The 15,340-nt window shown below is 35.3% G+C and carries 15 protein-coding genes; 14 read left to right on the forward strand and 1 reads right to left on the reverse strand.

The features are described 5' to 3' along the window. Positions 1 to 116 precede the first annotated feature (116 nt). The 10 genes from HRQ91_RS00100 to HRQ91_RS00145 all read left to right on the forward strand — a co-directional run bounded on the left by HRQ91_RS00100 (position 117) and on the right by HRQ91_RS00145 (position 10,081). Positions 117 to 854 carry a tryptophan synthase subunit alpha gene (locus HRQ91_RS00100; RefSeq protein ID WP_210119717.1) on the forward strand — a complete coding sequence of 246 codons (738 nt, stop codon included), beginning with the start codon at positions 117 to 119 and terminating at the stop codon, positions 852 to 854. Between the two features lie 12 nt (positions 855 to 866). Then, positions 867 to 1,598 (forward strand): tryptophan synthase subunit alpha, encoded by a 732-nt coding sequence (locus HRQ91_RS00105; RefSeq protein ID WP_210119718.1) that lies wholly within the window; start codon positions 867 to 869, stop codon positions 1,596 to 1,598. 30 nt (positions 1,599 to 1,628) lie between these two features. Further along, positions 1,629 to 2,804 (forward strand): iron-containing alcohol dehydrogenase, encoded by a 1,176-nt coding sequence (locus tag HRQ91_RS00110; protein ID WP_210119719.1) that lies wholly within the window; start codon positions 1,629 to 1,631, stop codon positions 2,802 to 2,804. 50 nt (positions 2,805 to 2,854) lie between these two features. After that, positions 2,855 to 4,027, forward strand: coding sequence for a BMP family lipoprotein (locus HRQ91_RS00115; protein WP_210119720.1), 1,173 nt, complete (start codon positions 2,855 to 2,857; stop codon positions 4,025 to 4,027). 75 nt (positions 4,028 to 4,102) lie between these two features. Continuing rightward, complete coding sequence (locus tag HRQ91_RS00120) at positions 4,103 to 5,680, forward strand: ABC transporter ATP-binding protein (protein ID WP_210119721.1); 1,578 nt, start codon at positions 4,103 to 4,105, stop codon at positions 5,678 to 5,680. Then, positions 5,673 to 6,809, forward strand: a complete 1,137-nt coding sequence (locus tag HRQ91_RS00125) for an ABC transporter permease (protein ID WP_210119722.1) — start codon at positions 5,673 to 5,675, stop codon at positions 6,807 to 6,809. Before HRQ91_RS00120 ends, HRQ91_RS00125 begins: the two co-directional genes overlap by 8 nt. Further along, the gene (locus HRQ91_RS00130; RefSeq protein ID WP_210119723.1) at positions 6,806 to 7,726 is read left to right on the forward strand and encodes an ABC transporter permease; all 921 of its coding nucleotides are present in this window, start codon (positions 6,806 to 6,808) and stop codon (positions 7,724 to 7,726) included. Before HRQ91_RS00125 ends, HRQ91_RS00130 begins: the two co-directional genes overlap by 4 nt. Before the next feature lie 16 nt (positions 7,727 to 7,742). Then, positions 7,743 to 8,330, forward strand: a complete 588-nt coding sequence (locus HRQ91_RS00135; protein WP_210119724.1) for a cysteine hydrolase family protein — start codon at positions 7,743 to 7,745, stop codon at positions 8,328 to 8,330. Then, positions 8,293 to 9,312: a carbohydrate kinase family protein gene (locus HRQ91_RS00140; protein ID WP_210119725.1), complete on the forward strand. Its 1,020-nt coding sequence runs from the start codon at positions 8,293 to 8,295 to the stop codon at positions 9,310 to 9,312. Before HRQ91_RS00135 ends, HRQ91_RS00140 begins: the two co-directional genes overlap by 38 nt. After that, positions 9,302 to 10,081, forward strand: a complete 780-nt coding sequence (locus HRQ91_RS00145; RefSeq protein ID WP_210119726.1) for a BtpA/SgcQ family protein — start codon at positions 9,302 to 9,304, stop codon at positions 10,079 to 10,081. Before HRQ91_RS00140 ends, HRQ91_RS00145 begins: the two co-directional genes overlap by 11 nt. A gap of 142 nt (positions 10,082 to 10,223) precedes the next feature. Here the strand turns inward: HRQ91_RS00145 and HRQ91_RS00150 are convergent, their stop codons facing one another. Continuing rightward, on the reverse strand, positions 10,224 to 11,336 hold the full coding sequence (locus HRQ91_RS00150; RefSeq protein ID WP_210119727.1) for an ROK family transcriptional regulator: 1,113 nt from the start codon (positions 11,334 to 11,336) through the stop codon (positions 10,224 to 10,226). Positions 11,337 to 11,542: 206 nt separating this feature from the next. On the opposite strand from HRQ91_RS00150, the gene dctP reads away from it, so the two are divergent. The 4 genes from dctP to HRQ91_RS00170 all read left to right on the forward strand — a co-directional run bounded on the left by dctP (position 11,543) and on the right by HRQ91_RS00170 (position 15,335). Further along, positions 11,543 to 12,565: a TRAP transporter substrate-binding protein DctP gene (dctP, locus tag HRQ91_RS00155; RefSeq protein ID WP_210119728.1), complete on the forward strand. Its 1,023-nt coding sequence runs from the start codon at positions 11,543 to 11,545 to the stop codon at positions 12,563 to 12,565. Between the two features lie 68 nt (positions 12,566 to 12,633). Beyond that, entirely contained in the window at positions 12,634 to 13,146 is a 513-nt protein-coding gene (locus HRQ91_RS00160; protein WP_210119729.1) for a TRAP transporter small permease, read from the forward strand. 2 nt (positions 13,147 to 13,148) lie between these two features. After that, positions 13,149 to 14,438, forward strand: a complete 1,290-nt coding sequence (locus HRQ91_RS00165; protein ID WP_210119730.1) for a TRAP transporter large permease — start codon at positions 13,149 to 13,151, stop codon at positions 14,436 to 14,438. 15 nt (positions 14,439 to 14,453) lie between these two features. Continuing rightward, positions 14,454 to 15,335 (forward strand): sugar phosphate isomerase/epimerase family protein, encoded by an 882-nt coding sequence (locus tag HRQ91_RS00170; RefSeq protein WP_210119731.1) that lies wholly within the window; start codon positions 14,454 to 14,456, stop codon positions 15,333 to 15,335. The last annotated feature ends 5 nt before the right edge of the window (positions 15,336 to 15,340 follow it).

The raw sequence follows: 15,340 nt of genomic DNA on the forward strand, positions 1-15,340 counted from the left end.
AAAAAAATTTGTTGATTTATCGGCAATCAACATTTATACTATAAATGATTTAGAAGGATTAGGCAAGGTTTTTATGATAAGTTATTATAACAATATAACAACATAAGGATATAAAGATGAAAGCTTTTCATTTAGTTTATTACATTAATGTGGGTTGTCCCAGTATTGAATATTCGCTTGATAAGGCAGAAAAATACCTTTTATATGGCGTAAAAGCTCTTCAATTTGATTTACCTTCAAGAAATCCTTACAGAGAAACTCAGTTTATTAAGGATAAAATGAAATATGCATATAAGAAGTATGGTAATTATGACGTATTCTTGGAAGCTCTTACGCGGTTTAGAAATAAACATACCGATTTTGAAATGCAGATGGTTTCATATGAAGATGTGCTTCTTACAATAGGGACTACAAAGTATATCGAATTCTGTAAGAAAAACAATATTAAAACCTGTCGTATTTCAGGTGATGGAATCATAGAAACTGCCCGACTCGATATGAATGCTGCAGGAATAGATACACTTATGTTTATAGATTTTGATCTACCTCAAAAAGAAATAGATCTTGCGGTAAAGACCGGAAGAGGTGTCATGCTCAGGAATATCAGACAGGGAATGAAAAGCAGAAAAGGATTAGTTTCTTGGAATGACAGAATAAAATTTATTAAAAAAGAAGGTGTTTCCGCGCCAATTTATGCAACTGCGGGAATTGCAAATGGAAAAGCATTAATTGAAGCGAAGGAAGCCGGTGCAAACGGAGCTTTTGTCGGAAGTTGTTTGATGAATCTTTGGGAAGATGAAAAAAAAATGCTTGAGTTACTTAATGATTTGGAAAAAGCGGCTGTGAGTAAATAAGGAGTATTTTGTATGGGTATTAAGACAATCTGCTTTCTTTCATTTGGGTATCCAACAATAAATAAGGCTATTGATATTGCCGGATTATATGTTAAAGGGGGGTGTGACGCTATTGAAGTGGCAATTCCTCCGAAAAATGGATATAGGGATAGTTCTTTTATACAACAATTATATAAGGAGGCTTTAGACCAGACTTCAAACTATGATGACTATCTTGAAGGCATAGATCGAATGATAAAGAAATATACTTCAATAGAATTTTTTTTAATTCTTTACCATGAAGTAATCTCGGCAATTGGTGCAGCAAAAATTGGGGCGTTTTGTAAGGAACATAACATTAATTACATAATTTCAGGAGATCTTCATGATTTTGATGCGATCAAGACATTTAAATTGTATGGAGTAAAACTTTCAAGATCTGTTAACTACAAAATGGAGGAAACGGATATTCATAGATGTATTGAAACAGATGGTTTTACATATATGCAAGCGTTTCCAAGTATCGGCCAGTATATAAAGCCCGGATTTGAAAAACTTAAAACATGCATAAAATATCTCAGGGAAAGAGGGGTATCAGAACCAATTTTTTGTGGAGCGGGCATTAAGAATCCTGATGATGTAAAAGAAATTAAAAGAGCCGGAGGAGATGGTTTTTTTGTGGGTAGTTCAATTATTAAGCTCTATGATAAACCGGAAGAACTTGTTGCTCTTATTAGAGAATATAAAAATGCCGCACAGAACTGATATTTGTGGATTGCAAAAAGGAGAATCGAAATGAAAGATTTTTGGTATTATGTTCCGACTAGGATCAATTTTGGGCCGAGTTGTTTTCAGTATTTAGTTGATACCATTAAACAATGGGGTACAAAGCCGTTAATTGTTTATGGTGGTGGTTCTATCAAAAAAAACGGTGCTTATGATGCCGTTGTTGGAAGACTTAAAGAAGCAGGAATACCTTTTGTAGAAATGGATGGTGTTGAGCCGAATCCACGACTTGAATCCGTTATAAAGGGAAATGAAATTTGCAGAAAAGAAAAATGTGATATTTTACTCCCTATTGGGGGAGCAAGTGCAATTGATTGTGCAAAATCAATTGCAGCTACATGTACATACAAAGGTGACCCGTGGGATATCATAAGCAAAAAAGTTCAAGTAGGTAAAGTATTTCCAATAATTACAGTTCCCACTCTTTCTGCCGCAGGTTCAGAGATGTCAACAAGTTCTGTTATTTCAAGAATGGATATTAATGAGAAGGCCGGTTATTCAGATCCAGAAATGAGACCCAAAGCATCATTTCTTAATCCGGAGTTCACATTCACTATGCCGAAAAAACAAACAGCGGCAGGCATTGCGGATGCTATTAGCCATGTCGCAGAGTCGTATTTTTCAAATGTTCCTGAAGCATATCTTCAAGCAAAATTTGGAGAAGCCCTTTTCAATACGCTTTTTCACTATGGGAAAACAGTTTACAACGATCCTAAAAATTATGAAGCCAGAAGTAATATCATGTGGGCATGTTGTTGGGCAATCAACGGTTTAGTGGTTAAGGGGAATCCGGTAGGGTGGTCAATGCACAAACTTGAACATGAGCTTTCGGCTTTTTACGATGTTACACATGGAATAGGTCTTGCTGTAATCATGCCAGCATGGATGGAATGGATGCTTACAGAAGATAACGCTTACAGGTATTTAGGATATCTCAAAGCTGCTTTTGAAATAGATCCTTCTGGAATGGATAAAATGGTAGCGGCGAAACTCGCTATTACGAAAACAAAAGAATATTTTGCCGAAATAGATCTTCCTTTAAGACTCAGAGATATTGGAATTGAAAAAGATATGCTTCCAAAGATGGCGCATGAGGCGAGCATTATAGGTAAGGACTATTTTTCGAAGGCTTTCAGAGTCCTTGACGAAAATGCGGCTTTTGAAATCTATAAAATGGCATATTAATTGAGATTATCCCAATTTGGGCTTAATGTGAAAAATTTTAGGAGGAAAAAATGAAAAAAGTTGTCGTTATTGTTACACTCGTCTCTCTTGTTTGCGCAAGTGTGTTTTCAAAGGGGGAACAGGAAATAGCTTCTACTGCACGGATAAAGAAAGTAGCGCTTGTTATGCAAAAAGGCGGACTTGGAGATCTTGGATTCAATGATTCCGCTTATTCAGGACTTGTTTATTGTAAGACCCAGTATGGCATTGAAATAAATGCTGTTGAATGTACGGATTCTTCACAGGGACAAGAAATTTTTAGAAGTCTTTGCGAAGAAGGTTATCATCTGATTCTTAATCTTGAAGCTGGTATTTCAGGTGATATGTATCATGTAGCTATGGATTATCCTGAGATTTACTTTTGTGCAATTGGTCGACAGTTAAGAATTAACGCTGTTGATGGAGTTAAAGTAAGACCAGTTAATGTTATTGAATCATATATTACACTTAATGAACATTCTTTTCTTGCAGGTATAGTTGCTGCATATGTAGCAACAGATGGAAATGAAATTGTTTCTGGTGTTGGAAGAAATAATGGAAACTGTAATATTGGTGTTCTTTTTGGCGCGGACTCTGTCGGGTTTTATCAATACGGTGACGGTTTCAGACAAGGAGTATATTTTTTAAATCCAAACGCGAATGTTTATATTGATTATTCTGTAGGTTTTTCCGATACGGCAAATGCACAGGTTATTGCAACCAATATGATTAAAAATATGGGATGTGATGTCATTTGGACATGCTGTGGAACAGCTGGTCTTGGGGGGCTTGAAGCAACAAGGCTTAACAATGTTTACGGAATAGGAGTTGATACAAATCAGGACAGTCTTCAACCTGGACACATTATAACTTCTGCCGTCCGTGATAACAAATCTCTTGTAGAATACTATGTTAGCGAATTCCTAAAAAAAGGAAAACTAGAACAAACAAAGCCGGACGTGTTTAATCTTTCAAATGGCGGTGTTAATATTACTGATATGAGCGTTATTGGGAAATATGTCACAGAAGCAGCAAAATTTGAAGAGCTTAAATCTATCGTTACCAAAGCTCGACAATGGATTTCTGAAGGCAAAATTATAATTTTTGATGCGCGTCTTGCAAGCATTGAACAGAACGGACTTAGACTTGATGAATGGATGAAAACCTCTGGTAAGTTTGTTACATATGCCCATCTTTCTCATTAATTTACAAAACGCTAGTTTTTATTAAGTCCTGTATTGGTTAGGTAGAATTATTCTAAATTTAGGGCATTTGTATTTATGAGAGAATCTATCATTGAAGTAAAAAATCTTACAAAAAAATTTGGAGATTTTGTTGCCAATTGTAATATCAATCTGAATATAAAAGAAGGTGAAATACGAGCTATCATTGGAGAAAACGGAGCAGGAAAATCTACTTTAATGAATATGTTATACGGCATTTATCAACCTACGGCCGGGGATATTTTATTTAGAGGGAAAAAAGTTATTATTGATTCTCCAAGAATTGCTATTGATCTTGGAATAGGAATGATACATCAACATTTTAAGCTCTCTTCATCATTGACAGTTTATGAAAATATTGTTTTGGGAACTGAAATTCTAAAGAAATATGATATCAATGGAAATATATTCAATGGTTTTCTTGTTGACAATAAAAAAGAAAAAGAAGATGTTCAACTTCTTGTTGATAAGCTCAATTTCAATTTGGATATAAATGCTAAAGTCGGAGATATTTCAATCGGCGCTAAGCAACGTGTTGAAATTCTTAAGATGCTCTATCGGGATGTGGATATTCTTATTCTTGACGAACCCACCGCTGTTCTAATCCCGGATGAAGTTCTTGATCTTATTGAAAGACTCAAAAGTCTTAAAAATGCAGGAAAAACAATAATTATTATTACTCATAAACTTAATGAAGTTAAGATGTGTGCAGACAACATTACGGTTATTCGAGCAGGAAAAGTTATAGGAACAGTTCCAAACACGGATAAAACAACAGATGAAAATCTTGCAGAAATGATGGTAGGAAGACCCGTACTTTTAAGAGTGAGGAAAAGTGGGAAACCAAGTGGTAAAAAGATTGCTTATAATGTGAGTAATCTTACGGCTATTGATTCGGAAGGCAAAAAAATCTTCAATGAAATAAATATAAAAGTTCATGAAAAGCAGATTATTGGTATTGCCGGAGTAGAAGGTAACGGACAGACAGAACTTATGCAAGCATTAACCGGACTTTTAGATGTAAAAAGCGGAAAAGTTGAAATCAATGGTAAGGATGTTACCGGAATGTGGCCTGATGAACTCAGAGAATACAGTGTTGGCATTATACCAGAGGATAGATATAGGCAAGGGCTCTGCCTTAAGCTGCCAGTATCAGCAAATCTTATAGCCGGCTATCATGGAAAAAGACCTTACTGTAAGTATGGAATTATGAACCGAAAGATTATTAAGGAAAACAAGAATAAACTTGTATCTCAATATGATATTAGACTTTCAACAGGCGATCCAGCTGTTGGATCTCTTTCGGGCGGAAATGCGCAAAAAGTAATCATTGCTAGAGAATTCAGTAGGGCACCAAAAGTACTCCTCGTTAGTCAACCGACGCGAGGTGTTGATATTGGTGCGATTGAATTTATCCATAATGCAATTCTTAAGATGAGAGATGAAGGATGTGCTGTTCTTGTAATTTCTTCTGAGCTGTCTGAAATTACAGGGCTTTCAGACAGGATACTTGTTATGTGTCACGGAGAAATAACAGGAAATTTCAAGGCAACAACGGTTTCTTTTAACGAGCTTGGGATGTATATGTCTGGAGTAAAAAAAATGACCAAAGAGGAACTTGAAAACTGTGATTAAGAAAAAAGAAATAGAAACGCTTTCTCGGTCTGAAAGAATTGATATTAACAGAAAAAGGATGTTCAGAATAATAGACGTGATACTCCCTTTGGTTTTTGCGTTTGGAGTAGGGAGTGTTTTTTCTATCATATGTAAGTGTAATCCATTCAAACTTTATGGATATATTATAAAAAAGGCATTTGGTTCTCTTGGTGGAATTCTAAATACACTTGGTTTTGCAACTCCTATTATAATGACAGGGATCGCTACAGCATTTTCAATTAGGGCTGCCATTTGGAACATGGGCATTGAAGGACAAGTATTTGTTGGCGCTTTTGCAACGGCTCTTGCCGGTTATCTTGTAAAAGGGCTTCCGTCTTTTATTCATGTACCTATTTGCCTTCTAATTGGTGCTGCTTTTGGTGCTCTTTATGCTTTAATACCCGGTATTCTTAAGGCAAAATTTAGAATAAATGAAGTTGTTACAACTGTTATGCTTAATAGTATTGCAACTACAGTTACAACATTTATGACACAGACATACTTGAGTACCGGAGATGCTTATGTTCATACAGAATTCATTGAAAATACGGCACGATTAACAAAATTTGTTTCAAGATATCGTTGTTCAACGGCTTTTATTATTGCAATAATAATTTGGAGCATACTCTATTTTGTCCTAAGCAATACGAAGTTTGGATACGAAGTGGGGTGTATAGGAAGACAACTGGAGTTTTCAGATGCTGTTGGAATGCGGGTTAGCAAAAAAATCATAATTATTTTTGTTATAGGAGGAGCAATTGCAGGCGTTGCAGGTGCAACGGAAATAATGGGGGTTAACTTCAATTTTACACCTACTTTTTCAACGAATCCTGGAATAGGATGGGATGGATTTTTTGTATGCATACTTTCGGCAAGCGAGCCTATGGGAATACTGGTATATTCCATTATTTTTGGAGCATTAAGATACGGTGCAATTGTTGCTCAAACAGGACTTGGAGTTCCTCTAGATCTTATAAATGTTGTTAAAAGCACAATGATTCTTTTTGAGGCAATAAAAATCGCTTCTACCTATGGAATAAAAATCAAAGAACGAGTTAATAAGAAGCTGAGTATGTTACAGGGCAATATAAAAAGGATAAAAGTATGAATCTTTTTCTCAATCTACTTTACATGACAATTGAGTCATCGGTTCCTTATCTTCTTATTACAATTGGCGGCGTCTTTGTCGCAAGGGCGGGAGTATTTAATATTTCTATGGAAGGATGTTGTGAATTTTGTGCTTTTGCTGGAATTATATTTACATATGTGACAGGAATGATATGGGTAGGGGTCATAGCTGCACTTATAATGGGAGCAATAGTTAATACGGTATTTTATTTTTTTACCGTGAAATTTAATGGAAACCTCAGTGTTGTCGGGACAGGTATAAATCTTATGGCGCTTTGCGTTCCACCAGCATTGCTTCAGGCTCTCTATGGAACAAGAAGTAATCTTATTGCAACGATATTTATAGACCCTGCCAAGATGGAACTAGATCTTCCCCTTATTAGAAAAATACCTTTGATAAGTAATGTAATCAACAAGCATACATTTATAACTTATCTTACAATTTTTATTGTTTGGGGACTTATGATCGTTATGTATAAGACAAAGTTTGGAATTTATGTACGTGTTACAGGTGAAAATCCAGATGCTGCACAATCTGTTGGAATAAAGACAAACAAAATAAAGTTTTTATGTCTGATTATTGCAGGTATCACAAGTGCGCTTGCAGGTCTTAATATTTCGGTTGAACAGCTTGGTATGTATACAATGGGAATGTCCGCAAATAGGGGATTCATTTGTCTTAGCGCTATCAACTGTGGAAAAAAAGAACCTGGTAAAGCCTGTATTTATTCAATGATTTTTGGTTTTGTAAGAGCACTTCAGATGGTGATAAATAATTACGTGCCTGCAGCAATTTCATCGTTGCTCGCAATAATACCGTATGTAACGATTATTGTGGTTCTTCTTTTTGTTGAAGTTCCTATAATGCGGAAAAATCATTTTAGATTTTTTAAATAAAAGTGGGGAGATAAAAATGCCAAAAACTGCTGTACTTGTTATAGATATGCAAAAAGATTTCACTATACCTGATGGAAAATTTTATTACGCTGAGACAACGGGAGAGATGATGAAAACCTTTATTTCTAAACTGAACAAGATGAGAGATATGGGAGCTCTTATTATAATTGTCTATACTATGCATCCTATAAATGAAAAAGAGGTTAATCCTGAACTGACAAGAATGTTCAAAGATGGGAAAAAGGCTTCTCTTGTTGAAGGATCTATGGGTTCAAAACTCGATGATAGGATTGTTTTACATAAGCAAGATGTTCTTTTCAGAAAATATGCTCCAAGCGCATTTTTTAAAACAAATCTTGATCAGATTCTTGAAGAAAAAGGTGTTGAAAATGTTTTAATATGTGGAGTTAAAACAAATGTTTGTTGTAGGGCTACGGCAACAGATTCCTATAGCTATAAATTTAAGACATTTATGATTTCTGATATGCTCAGTACAAATACGAAAGAAATTAACGAGTTTCATCTTTCCGAAATGACAAAGTATTTTGCAAAAGCTATTACTTCTAATGAAGTATTCAAAAGATTTAAAGAAGGTACATTTTGATATGTCAAAATATAACTTTACAGTGGTAGGGACAGCTGCAACTGTATCAATATTTAAGGTTGAGAAGATGCCAGAGGTTGGAGCTTCAACCCCCGTTTTTGGAGGATCTATAATAGATTTTCAAAATGGAGGTATGGGCTTTAATATATGCGCAGGTCTTGTTTCGCTTGGTTGTTCCGTTTATCCGGTTCTTACATATGCCGATGCAAGGCAGCACGATTATATTCATTCTTTTTTTGCTCTTAAAAATCTGCCTGAAGATGGAATCAAGGATCCTCCGGAAAATTCTTGTGGTACGACAATTATGATTCAGGATGGTGAGAAAAACCATATGACTCTTATAACAGAGTATGGTAATCGCCTTCCTGCAAGTGATTATTTTGACGAACAGAAAATGGAAGATAAATTTTTTAAATCTTCAGATTATGTAATTCTTACAGCTACGTTTCCCAAAAATGCAGATTCCGCTGTTGATGCCATAATTATGAGTCAAAAGCCGTTTGTGCTTTCTATGCGAAAAGACAAAAATGCTTTTCCACACGAAATTCTTTTTAAAGCTTTAATAAATGCAAATTATCTTTTTGCAAATAAAACCGAAGTTGATTTCATAGTCGATGAGTACGAGTTTAAAAAAATTGAAGATCTGTTTGAATATGGAAAAATGAAATATATAGTTCAAACGATGGGAAAAGACGGAAGCATAATAATTTCCAAAGATGTAGACGGAATTTATGTTTACGATAGAGTTCCGGCTGTGCATTGTAGAACACCCATAATAGATACCGTTGGCGCAGGGGATGGTTATGTATGTGGTTTTATGTATGGCATTCTTAATGGAAAAACAATGCATGAATGTGCTCTTCTTGGAAGCACATTATCTTCTTTTATTTTGGAAAACGAAGGTAGTGTAACAAATCTTCCGGACGAAAAGAGATTAATTGAACGTTTTAAAGAGAGCCGAGGGATAGGATATGAATTTTGATTTTAGTGACGGACACAAACTTCTTGTAGGTATGGTACATCTTTTGCCTCTTCCAGGGACATATAGATCAAAAAATACGATAAAAACAGTTATTGAACGAGCTGTTACAGATGCAAAAATACTTGAGTCATGTGGGTTCGGAGCAATTCTTATTGAAAATGAAGATCTTTGTAATTCTCCAAAAATGACAAAACTCCAATTTGCAAGTATGAGCATAGTAGTCAATATTATAAGCAATACAGTATTAATTCCTGTCGGGGTAACTTGTGGCTGTACGAACTATGAAGAATCTCTTTCAATTGCATTTATATGTGGCTGTGATTTTATCAGAACACCGATTTTTGTAGACACTCTCGTTAATTATAACGGTGTTATTGCGCCTTGTAGTAGCCAACTTATTACTTATAGAAAGCAGATAGGTGCAGAAAAGATAAAAGTTTTTGCTGATATCCAAGTTAAGCATTACCATATGCTTGACAAATCGATAGATATTACAGAATCGGCTTTATGGGCCCAGAGACAGGGAGCAGATGCGATCGTTGTTACAGGAACTTCTACAGGAGTAGAAACAAAAATTGATGATATCGAAAGGGTTAAAAAACAAGTAGACATTCCTGTTGCAGTAGGAAGCGGTGTTTCTGATTGTAATATCAAAGAACAAGCAAAATTTGCGGATATATTTATAATTGGAACAAATATTAGAAAAAATGGAAAAATGTCCGAACCTATAGATTCTTCAAAAGCAAGTAAAATAATTAAAGCATTGTAAATACTCGAAAATACAGAGTTCAATATTTTTATGTCTAAATATTGTTATTGATGGTTTTATGAATTTATTTTTCAGGTTTGGTTTACGACTTGAGCATCAAGTTTATGAAGTGTAATTTTTAAAGTGTAAAAGATAAGTCTATCTAATATATTGTGTCCAGATAGCTTTGTATATAATAGATAGCGGCTCCTATCGATGCAGCATTTTGGCCGTATTTACTCAGTTTAACCGACACGGAGATAGAATTGAAGGCTGTTTTTTCATTAATTATTTCAATCAGTTGATTTATATCCTCATAGTTCATATATTGTCTTAACAGACCGCCTAATATGACTTTGTAATTTATTATCATGCGAATATTATCGATAGTCAAAGCAAGCTCTTCAAGATAATTTCTCCAAACTTCCTTACAATGTTCATTCCCATTTCTGAGTTTTTTAAAAAATATATCCAAATGCATTCCTGCAGATTTTTTCAAGGCGTTTGCAGAGCAATATGCTTCAACACATCCTTTTTTTCCACAATAACATTTTTCTCCATTCGGATGAATGATCATGTGTTCGATTAGACCAGAACCACCAGAATGTACTTTTCCTCTGGAAACTAAGACACCACCAAAGTTATTATTTAAGAGAAGGTAAATAGCATTCTCCGTATCACTGTTTTTCCAAATTTCGGCGGTGGCACTGGCTTTTGTGTCATGGACTAGTATGCATGGGTAGTCAAGAAACCGGCTAAAGGCTTGCGCTTTTTGTCCTTTGTTGTGAAGAATGGTGCCATATATAACCTCTGATCCGTCTTGTGATATGAGTCCTTGGGTAGCAAAGGCTATACCAATTAATCGCTTTTTAGAGATTCCCGTAGATTCAATGAACGATATAATATGTTTGCATATTTTTTCGTAGTAATTATCATTATCTTTATATGGGATTTTATGAGAAATTTCGGTTAACATAGAACCGTATAAATCTATAGCACAGATTCTTACTGATCCTTTGAAAATTGCAGCCCCTACAGAAAACTTTGCCGTCTTAACACATCTGATTTTATAAGCCTTTCTTCCGCCTGTGGATTTATAATATCCACATTTCTCGATCAATCCATCTTTCATAAGGGTATTCAGATTGTTTTTGACAGTTGGAAGACTAAGGCCTAGGGCATCTGCAATCGCTTGTTTTGAAGTTTCACCGGATTGATATATAAATTCATAAAGTTTTTTTCTGTTTAATTTTTTTATACCTATTAAATTATTCATATTCTGCCTTTACTAAAGAGAGAATACGAAATTTTTTGCTTGGCTGCAACAAGGAAACGGATAATAAAAATGAAAAATATTTTTATTTATAGAAATTCTTAAAATTAATGTTGCAAATAGTTATTACTGGATGTAAACTAAATTTAGTTTTGGAAAGAAACTTTTCAAAAGTAATTTTCTAAAAGATTCTTAAAAAGGAGGAAAAAATGAAGAAAGCTGTAATGGGTTTTTTTGTTACAGTGCTTATCACAACGGCACTTTTTGCTCAAGGTGGTGTGGATGGGACGAACAAAAAATCTGGAAAGGTTTATGAAATCAAGCTTGTTACATCCAACGGAAGTGAAGACATAAATGTTAAGATGTTTAAAAAATATGCTGGAATTATAAAGGAAAAAACAAACGGTAACGTTGATATACAAATTTATCCAGGTGGAGAAATACTTATGGGAGACGAAGGCATTGAAGCAGTCATGGCTAATGCGGCAGTGATTTCCTTTAATGATCTAGATGTCATGGCTGATTATGTTCCGGAATTCAGTTCAGTGTGTGCAGCTTTTCTTTGGGATGGCGCAACTACAATGGAAAACTTTGCTAAGACAGAGACATATGACAAACTTATTAGGATCGGTGATAAAAAAGGGGTTCATGTAATCGCAGGCACATTCTGTGTTGGATCAAGAAATATCTTTGCCGGCGGAACAGAAGTATATGATGTAGCAGATGCAGCGAAACTCAATATTAGAATTCCTAATGTTTCATCATATGTTGATACATTCAATGCATTCGGTGCGAACTATTCGGCAATCAGTTGGTCAGCAGGAGTCACAGCATGTGAAACGGGTATGCTTAATGGTGCGGAGTGTACAGTTCAACGAGCTGCCGTTTCCGGTTTAGCACAAATCCTTAAAAATCCGGTTTATTCGATGATTAAGTGGAGAAATGCCATGGTTGGCCTTTACTGTGGCGCTGGTTTTTGGAATACACTCCCAATTGAATATAGAACTATCATAACGGAAGAATTTACAAAATGCGCTCATGAAACCAATAAAATGATTGAAGCTGAAGAAGATGGTTATCTACAAAGTCTCAAAAATCAAGGTGTAAAGATTATTCCTTATGAAGATATAAACATAGAATCTTTTAAAACGGCTGCTCGTTCTGTTAATGAGAAATTTCCTATGTTTTCAGAAGTATCTTTAGCAGTTGGGAAAATTCAGTCATCTAAGTAAATCATGGTAATAAAGGGGCATTATGTAAATATCTGTGATGTCCCTTTTTAAATGAGGAGGAAAGCTGAATGTTCAGCAAAATCAAGACAAACAAAAAAACAGTGCTTGATGTATTGGACACATTGGAAAATATTATTGGAGTATCCATGTTTTTCATGATGATTATGTTTCTTGTGTTTAATGTTTGCTCTTGGTGGTTTGCGAAGAAGCGTTTCGGTCAACTTGAAGAAGCGGTAACGGCTTGCCTTGTTTGGATTTCTTATATAAACATGGGATCGCACTACAGGAGAAAGCAGCATATTAGAGTTGATTTCTTACTTACAAAATTTTCTTTAAGGAATCAAAAAATTGCTGACATAATCAATGATATTTTTACATTTATAATTGGAATGGTGGTCTTTTATTTTGGATCGAAACTTATGTTAAGATCTAGAAATAAATATACTGGGGTTCTTAAGATTTGTTATTTATGGATAGATCTTGGACTTGTGATAGGGTTTGGTAATCTATTATTCAATATTATTTACCGGTATTTGCCACATAAGAAAACAAAAGTCGTAAAAATTCTAAAGGAGGAATAACAATGGTTTATATCCCCTTCATACTGGCATTTGTCTTACTTTTTGCAGGTATTCCTGTAGGTCTTGCGCTTCTTACATCCGGTCTCATATATTTCGGGTTTATGTCAACTACTCTACCTTTAACAAGTATTATACAGAATATGATACAGAACTGTATGTCCACAGGCCTTTTAACAATACCTATGTTTCTATTTATGGGCACTGTAATGAACTATTGCGGACTTACAGGAAGACTTTTGGACTGGTGCAATGCTCTTGTCGGCCATAAAAAGGGCGGTCTTGCCCAGGTTAACGTTCTTCTTTCGACGGTTAATGGTGGTATTTGTGGTTCCTCAGGTGCTGATGCTGCAATGCAGTGTAAAATTCTTGTTCCCGAAATGGTGAAGAAAGGATATCCTATTGCTTTTGCAACTGCAGTTACAGCGGCATCCGGCCTTATTGCTCCGATGATTCCGCCAGGAAATGCTCTAATCCTTTATTCAACGATGACGGATACTTCTTGTGTCAGGATGTTTATGGCAGGCTATATTCCGGGAATCCTCATGTGTATAGCTGAAATGATAACAGTTTCTGTGATTTGTAGGAAAAATGGATATCAGAGCCGTTCCGATCGAGCTTCAATAAAGGAAATATTTATTCAGACAAAAAATGCCTTTTGGGCGATAGTAGCAATTTTCCTCCTAATTGTAGGGCTTCGATTTGGATTTTTCAATGTTCATGAAGGTGCCGTAGTTACAAGTGCGCTTTGTATTATTGTCGGTCTTTTTATATATAAGACGCTCACGATAAAAGAAATCCCAAAAATGTTTCTCGAAGCATTCCATACCACTAGCAATATTATGATTATGCTCATGGGTTCAATGGTATTTGGTTTTTATCTCACATGGGCTAGAATTCCTCAAAACTTGGCTATACTGATAATGACGATAAGTTCTAATAAGTATATTTTCATGATTATGGCATGTGGTCTTATGCTAATCATGGGAATGTTTATGGATGGAACAGCTATGCTAATGATAGTTACTCCTCTTTTGTATCCTATATCAATGAAATATGAGATCAACGTCATACACTTAGGTATTATAGAACTTATATGCGGCTACATTGGATCCCTAACCCCTCCTGTTGGCGGTGTAATGTATACGTGTTGTAATATTACAAAGGTTTCGATTCCGGATTTTTTTAATGCTGTGAAACCTTTTATATTTGCGCTTATAATTGTATTACTTTTTGTAGTATTCATCCCACAGATTTCAACATTGCTTCCAGAGATAGTATATGGTCCAATTTAGATAGGAGAAAAAATTATGATGCTTTCAGGACCCATGTCTGCGATGAGGCCTGGTTTTGGCGATGAAAAATCAATAACGCTTATGGCTGCGGCAGGTTTCGATGCAATTGATTATACATTTAATGAAATGTATATGCGGGAAAATGTATGGAACCAAGCTAACTGGAGAGAATATGCAATAAAACTCGTCCGTAAAGCTAATGAATGTAAAATATGTTTCAATCAAGCACATGCTCCGTTTCTATTTAATTGGGAAAAGAACGGAGAAATGGAGAATTGGATTTTACCTACAATAAAGCATTCTTTCGAATGTGCAGCGTCTCTTGGAATTCCGCATATGATTGTCCATCCAATCCATCATATAAAGTATAAGGGGAACGAAAAATATCTCTGGGATTGGAATATGGAATACTATAAAGAATTAATTTCGGTTGCAAAAAATACTGGTGTACAGATAGCCTTGGAGAATATGTTACAGCTTGATGAAAAAAGAGGATGTATTGTGCCTGATGTTTTTGCAAAGCCTCAGGAATATGTCGCTTTTTATGATGCTTTGGCTAGTGATGAAATTATAGCATGTGTGGATATAGGACATTCGGGGCCTACAGGGGAGGACCCTGTAGAACTTTTGAAAATTCTTGGATCAAGGGTAAGGGCTATACATGTGCATGATAACTGTTTTAGAAATGATGATCACTTTCTTCCCTACATGGGAAAAATTGATTGGGAAGCAGTAACCAAAACTCTTGCCGATATAGACTATAAAGGCGATTTTACTTTTGAAGTCACAAATTTTCTAAAACACTATTATCCGGAGCCTTTAATCAGTTCTGCCCTTAAATTTGAACATGATGTTGGAAGATATCTCATCTCAAGAATAGAGGCCTATAAAAGATAAAGCAA

Source organism: Treponema parvum (assembly GCF_017893965.1).
Classification (GTDB): domain Bacteria; phylum Spirochaetota; class Spirochaetia; order Treponematales; family Treponemataceae; genus Treponema_D; species Treponema_D parvum.

What these genes read in the sequence shown, in the direction of transcription:
- HRQ91_RS00100 (WP_210119717.1), top strand. Translation starts at nt 117, where the DNA reads ATGAAAGCTTTTCATTTAGTTTATTACATTAATGTGGGTTGTCCCAGT.
- HRQ91_RS00105 (WP_210119718.1), top strand. Translation starts at nt 867, where the DNA reads ATGGGTATTAAGACAATCTGCTTTCTTTCATTTGGGTATCCAACAATA.
- HRQ91_RS00110 (WP_210119719.1), top strand. Translation starts at nt 1,629, where the DNA reads ATGAAAGATTTTTGGTATTATGTTCCGACTAGGATCAATTTTGGGCCG.
- HRQ91_RS00115 (WP_210119720.1), top strand. Translation starts at nt 2,855, where the DNA reads ATGAAAAAAGTTGTCGTTATTGTTACACTCGTCTCTCTTGTTTGCGCA.
- HRQ91_RS00120 (WP_210119721.1), top strand. Translation starts at nt 4,103, where the DNA reads ATGAGAGAATCTATCATTGAAGTAAAAAATCTTACAAAAAAATTTGGA.
- HRQ91_RS00130 (WP_210119723.1), top strand. Translation starts at nt 6,806, where the DNA reads ATGAATCTTTTTCTCAATCTACTTTACATGACAATTGAGTCATCGGTT.
- HRQ91_RS00135 (WP_210119724.1), top strand. Translation starts at nt 7,743, where the DNA reads ATGCCAAAAACTGCTGTACTTGTTATAGATATGCAAAAAGATTTCACT.
- HRQ91_RS00140 (WP_210119725.1), top strand. Translation starts at nt 8,293, where the DNA reads ATGAAGTATTCAAAAGATTTAAAGAAGGTACATTTTGATATGTCAAAA.
- HRQ91_RS00145 (WP_210119726.1), top strand. Translation starts at nt 9,302, where the DNA reads ATGAATTTTGATTTTAGTGACGGACACAAACTTCTTGTAGGTATGGTA.
- HRQ91_RS00150 (WP_210119727.1), bottom strand. Translation starts at nt 11,336, where the DNA reads ATGAATAATTTAATAGGTATAAAAAAATTAAACAGAAAAAAACTTTAT.
- dctP (WP_210119728.1), top strand. Translation starts at nt 11,543, where the DNA reads ATGAAGAAAGCTGTAATGGGTTTTTTTGTTACAGTGCTTATCACAACG.
- HRQ91_RS00160 (WP_210119729.1), top strand. Translation starts at nt 12,634, where the DNA reads ATGTTCAGCAAAATCAAGACAAACAAAAAAACAGTGCTTGATGTATTG.
- HRQ91_RS00165 (WP_210119730.1), top strand. Translation starts at nt 13,149, where the DNA reads ATGGTTTATATCCCCTTCATACTGGCATTTGTCTTACTTTTTGCAGGT.
- HRQ91_RS00170 (WP_210119731.1), top strand. Translation starts at nt 14,454, where the DNA reads ATGATGCTTTCAGGACCCATGTCTGCGATGAGGCCTGGTTTTGGCGAT.